Annotated in this window: 3 protein-coding genes; all 3 read right to left on the bottom strand. The window is 43.2% G+C overall.

Features of this window, described 5'->3' with window-relative positions; genetic code table 11:
• Positions 1 to 388 precede the first annotated feature (388 nt).
• The 3 genes from LYNGBM3L_RS13160 to LYNGBM3L_RS43410 all read right to left on the bottom strand — a co-directional run bounded on the left by LYNGBM3L_RS13160 (position 389) and on the right by LYNGBM3L_RS43410 (position 5,298).
• Entirely contained in the window at positions 389 to 3,715 is a 3,327-nt protein-coding gene (locus LYNGBM3L_RS13160; protein ID WP_008183781.1) for a HEAT repeat domain-containing protein, read from the bottom strand.
• A gap of 546 nt (positions 3,716 to 4,261) precedes the next feature.
• Entirely contained in the window at positions 4,262 to 4,645 is a 384-nt protein-coding gene (locus LYNGBM3L_RS13150) for an endonuclease domain-containing protein (protein ID WP_044493053.1), read from the bottom strand.
• A 494-nt stretch (positions 4,646 to 5,139) separates the two neighbouring features.
• Entirely contained in the window at positions 5,140 to 5,298 is a 159-nt protein-coding gene (locus LYNGBM3L_RS43410; protein ID WP_154659771.1) for a hypothetical protein, read from the bottom strand.
• Between the last annotated feature and the right edge of the window lie 405 nt (positions 5,299 to 5,703).

Below are 5,703 nucleotides of genomic sequence, written 5' to 3'. Positions count from 1 at the left end.
CAGGGACAGTGCGTAGGGTGCGTTAGGGCGGCTCGCCCTCATTTTCTGCCTCGTAGCCAGAGTTGGGATAGCCCGTCCCGTAACGCACCGTCAGAGTTGGGATAGTCCGCCCCGTAACGCACCACCCAAGGGCTCTGTAGCTGATGCGTTCCCATAGCAGCTCGTACCGACCATCGCTTTTAGCGATTGACCTTGGCCTTTCGGCCACGCTACGGGAATGGTCACGCTACGCGATTGACTTTTGGTCACGCTACGCGATTGGCCGTAGGCCACGCTAAAAGCGATCGCATTCAACAAAAACTATCCTCTTGATCCATTACACTCCCGACTCCCCACTCCCGATTCTAAATTCTAAATTCTAAATTCTAAATTCTAAATTCTAAATTCCCTACTCCCGTCCTACCACCAAATTCCACAACGCATCAATACCACTGCCCACATACTCTGAATCCTGGTGTTGCTCAATCCATTCAATTACAGTAGGGAGAACATGATTAGATGTTTTGCCCAATTTGCCCAAGGCTTGCGCTGACTGACTACGCACAAAAGAATCATCATCCTGAAGCATTGCTAGGAGGGCGTTGACTAAGGTTTCTGAGCTGTTGCCCAATTTGACCAAGGCATCGGCTGCCCACCGACGCACATCATAATAATCATCATCCTGAAGCATTGCTAGGAGGGCGTTGACTAAGGTTTCTGAGCTGTTGCCCAATTTGCCCAAGGCATCGGCTGCACTCCCACGCACATCATAATCATCATCATCATCCCTTAGCCTTGCTAGGAGGGCGTTTATTACAGTTTCTGAGCTGTTGCCCAATTCGCCCAAGGCATCGGCTGCCCTCCCACGCACATCATAATCATCATCCCTTAGCCTTGCTAGGAGGGCGTTTATTACAGTTTCTGAGCTGTTGCCCAATTCGCCCAAGGCTTGCGCTGCCATCCAACGCACATCAGAATTCTCATCCATTAGCCTTGCTAGGAGGGTGTTTATTACAGTTTCTGAGCTGTTGCCCAATTGGCTCAAGGCATAGGCTGCACTCTGACGCACATTAGAATCATCATTCTGAAGGCATGCTAGGAGGGCGTTGACTACGGTTTCTGAGCTGTTGCCCAATTCGCCCAAAGCATCGGCTGCACTCCCACGCACATAAGACTCATCATTCATTATCCTTTCTAGGAGGGCGTTGACTACGGTTTCTGAGCTGTTGCCCAAATTGCCCAAGGCATTGGCTGCCCTCCAACGCACAAAAGAGTGATCATCTTTTACTAGTGCTATGAGGACGTTGACTACCGTTTCTGAGCTGTTGCCCAATTGACCCAAGGCTTCCGCTGCCCTCAAACGCACATCAGAATCATCATCCTGAAGTCCTGCTAGCAGGGCGTTTATTACAGTTTCTGAGCTATTGCCCAATTTGCCCAAGGCATCGGCTGCCCTCCTACGCACAACAAAATCATCATGCTTTAGTCGTGTCAACAATATTGTAATTACCTGATATTTTTCCCCTAACTCGTGTCGATAGTTCAGCAATCGTATGTCATCAATTCGATGGAATTCTTCCTTCAACAATTCCAATACCTGTGCCTCAAAATCCGTTTCATACAAACTACAAATTATCTGAAAAACCTGCTCGCGAATCTTCTCACCAACCCGCTCCTCACTACTCACCTCCAACTCAACCAACCGCTCCAAAATATCTTGAACTAACTCACTATCAGTACTTCGTAAATTTTTCGGGTCTTCTCCCAAACAATTACCAGCAAACAACAAATCCCGATGTAACCAGTGCTCATAGTTACTCTTATTATTCAAAAGTGCATTAATCGCCTTTGCCGCATTTTTCGGTTTTTGTTGTGCTATCAGCAATAATAACACTTCGCGCCAGTGGGAGTCATGTAAATGCTCCCGAATATGATTCAAAACAATATCGAAATTATACTCATTCTCCGCTTGATAGTTAATCTCCTGAGCACACAAATATTCCTGAAAGGTCTTATGGACAAAACCATAACAATCTTGCCCCTGTTCATTCAACAAACCCGTGCGCTTCCGAATCAACTCCACAAACCGTTTCGCCTCTTGCTTGGCTTTATACAAATCCACCTGCTTCAAGGTTTTAATCTGCTCAGCCAATTGGTTAATCAAATCATCTTGATCAATAAGCGTGCCACTATCCTTATCTTCAGCATTTCCCTGAGAATGAATCCAATACGCCAACCATTCCATCAATCGGCGTAAGTCATCCAAACTCAAATAGGTCAACCACTTATCACTACTTAACTCTTTATTAGCATCCCAAGAGGTTAACAAGGTTTCCACTGCTTTGTCATAAAGCTTATAGCGTTCCTTGGGCAAAACCGCTTGATACCGATGAATTAATGCAATAATTGTCAACAATAACGGATTCCGTGCCAATAGCTTAATCCGGTCATTATCATCGAGAGCCTTTCGTAAACTATCCTTGCGCCTTTCAGCTTCTGCTTGGTCTTGAAAGCGACTGTTATACCAGTTATCAATAAACGCGGAAATCTTGCTATCATCAAAGGGTTCAATTTGATAGTGGGGAAAGTCCTCAGTGCGGAAAAAGTCCCGTCGATAACCAGCCGGTCTAGATGTAATAATAGCGCGATTTCTGTCAAACTGTCCTAAAAAATTCTCGATGCGCCTGACTACATCATTGCGTTTAGCCTCTTCTGCTACTTCATCCAAACCATCCAGCAATATCAACGCCCTACCATCAGACAACCAATGCTCAAAAAATCCAACTGGTAACCGTTGCACTGACATCGTGTTTTCCGCAAACCCACGAGCATAGTCGATCAGGTTTTTATCGAGATTTATCCCAAAATCTCGCATCCTAATTAAAATCGGTAGCCAGTCCGTATCACCATCTAATCCCAAAACCTCAGCTTTGCTCTCAGCCAACATTACCGCAAAATAACTCATCAACGTGGTTTTTCCCGAACCAGGCGCACCCAATATCACCACTCGTCTCGACTGACTTTGGCTCAATAGCTGCTGAGCCAAAAATTTCCGTCCAGTCGTCTTTTCCAACAACGCCCTTTCCGGCTTTTCCCCACTTTCTGCTGCTAACAACTCCCGCTCCCAACCGCCAGCAGTTGATACCTCTTCCACCACATCGGGCATTACAAAAATCTGAGCTAACTTCTCCGATTTCTCTACCTCTTGCCCAGGCACAGCAATGCCAGCAAACTTGACATCATCAAACCAGTTAGCTAACTGCTCACAATAATCCTGTTTAGCTACCTGAAATTTTAGATAAGTAACCGTATGCTGAAAATAAGCATTAACAAATCTCTCTATCCAAGGTTTGAGACTATCTTGATTTAGTTTAATGTTATGGGTTTCAGCTTGCTGTTGAAATACCCTGATTAAAATATCCCGGTCTGGCTTACCTTGATTAATTAACGGTTTATGTAATTGTTCCAAAACCGCCGAGTTAGTAAAATAGCCCTGCAAAAAATTTTTAACTCCATTCAATCCATCCGGGGGAGCATGAAAAAATAACAACTGGCTCGGTTCCAGTTGTTTTTCCCATTCCTTAACTGCCTCTTCTCCCGCTTTGATTGCCTTCTCTATATCGCTTTTCGTCAGAGCTTTAACTATACGCTTACCTGCTTCTCCCGCAACAGTACCTAACAACGGTGACGCGATTTTCGATAGTTCTAAACTAGCCAAAAAGGAGAATGGTTCCATAATTTATAGGTAATTATGTTCGATGCTATAGCGTTTCTATGATTTATGAGGTACGCTTCTCAACCTCAAAGTCCCCCTTGATAAGGGGGATTTAGGGGGATCTCTTTGTACCTCATGGCATAGAGAGTTGCTATATAGCGGTTTTTATCCTAATGAGGTACACAGAATTTTTTCCCTGTTCCCTGTTCCCTAAAACCAGGAAATCTGTACCTCACCAAATTGAAAACCGCTATATTAATTATAGCAATTTAGGGAGTAGGGTTTTTTGCGTGGGTTTTGATCCCCCTAAATCCCCCTTAATAAGGGGGACTTTTCAGATAAATTTCCGGACTTCTTACAATAATCAGGCTTTTGAGATAGATTTCCGGACTCCCCCCAATGATCACGGGGGGGGCTGGGGGGGATCGAGCGAGTAAATGCAATAGAAAGGGATGGTATGTAGGAGCCGCTAAGCAAACCCACTCCTCCAACTAAGACCATTACCCTCATTCCTAATCCCTAAAAAAATTCGATAAAATCGTTAAATTATTAAATTTTGAAACAGCTCTAAGTTGTGTTAGAGGGAAGCTCACTGCTTATCCGATAGCACACTGCTTCAAAATTATGCAATACTTCATCATTGGTAAATCGAATTACTTTTAATCCATAACCTTCAATAATCTGACTTCTTTCTTTATCATAAGCTTGGCCAGCTTCTGTATAATGAGACTCTCCATCAACTTCAATAACTAATTTTAAAGCAGCGCAATAAAAGTCAAAAATAAAATTACCTATCGGTCTTTGTCGCAAGACTCTAAATTTAAAAATTTTCAAATAGTCAGACCACAGCTTTTTCTCGGCTGGTGTCATAGTTTTCCTTAATTCTCTAGCTCTGCTTACTAAATTGGAGTTATAAGGTAGATGAAATTGTCTTTGTTGGCGATCGCACATTTTACAAGAATTGAACTTGTGGTTTTTGCCGTGGGTTTGGATCCCCCTAAATCCCCCTTAATAAGGGGGACTTTTAAGATACATTTCCGGACTCCCCCCAATGATCACGGGGGGCTGGGGGGGATCAAGCGAGTAAATGGGATAGAAAGGGATGGTATCTAGGAGCCGCTACGGGAACCCATAAATATCCTATCAATTTAAATACTATCCAATCATGACCGGCTCAACTTAAATACTATCCCAAGATTAATCTTTGGAATTAAATGCAATTTATAGATTTCCGGACTCCCCCCTTTGATCACGGGGGGCTGGGAGGGATCGAGCAAATAAATGGCATAGAAAGAGATGGTATCTAGGAGCCGCTACGGGAACCCATAAATATCTTATCAATTTAAATACTATCCCAAGATTACGATCTAAACTTAAATACTATCGCAAAATTAACCTTTAAAATTAAATGTAATGCTCTTATCCGCTAAGGGATTTACCGTAGGCTATGCTACGCGATGAAGCGTTTCGGCAAAGCCGACGCTACGCGAACGCGTAGCGTGGCCAAAGGCCTCAGCTTCCGCTAAAAGTGATTGACCGTAAGTCACGCTACGCGATCGCTCTTTGCTATAGCATTTATAGGATTTATCAGGTACACTTTTCAACCTCAAAGTCCCCCTTATTAAGGGGGATTTAGGGGGATCATTTTGTACATCATGGCATAGAAATTACTATAAAAAAATCAAAAATACTAATATATTTTTTTTATATACCCCCTAACGCAAAAAAAATTAAAATTACTTGACAAATAAATAATTATTTATTACCATAAAATGTCATCAATACAACAGCAAAAAAACATTATGGATATCGAAAACTTTCTTCCAATTTGAGTATAATCCCAACAATCCTAATCTCCCGGAATTATTTGGCCAACCTCAGCCAGGACGGGAGCAAATCAAACATATATTGATCGGTTCTCCCAAAACCGTCCGGGTCACAATCTATAATCTTTATAGCCGTGGCTACGCCCAAGTTCATGAGTGGAGCACTCCTCAACCTACCGGAAA

The organism is Moorena producens 3L (assembly GCF_000211815.1).
Classification (GTDB): domain Bacteria; phylum Cyanobacteriota; class Cyanobacteriia; order Cyanobacteriales; family Coleofasciculaceae; genus Moorena; species Moorena producens.
The sequence above is the reverse complement of the archived record's forward strand: the minus strand, read 5'-3'. Positions and strand labels throughout refer to the sequence as shown.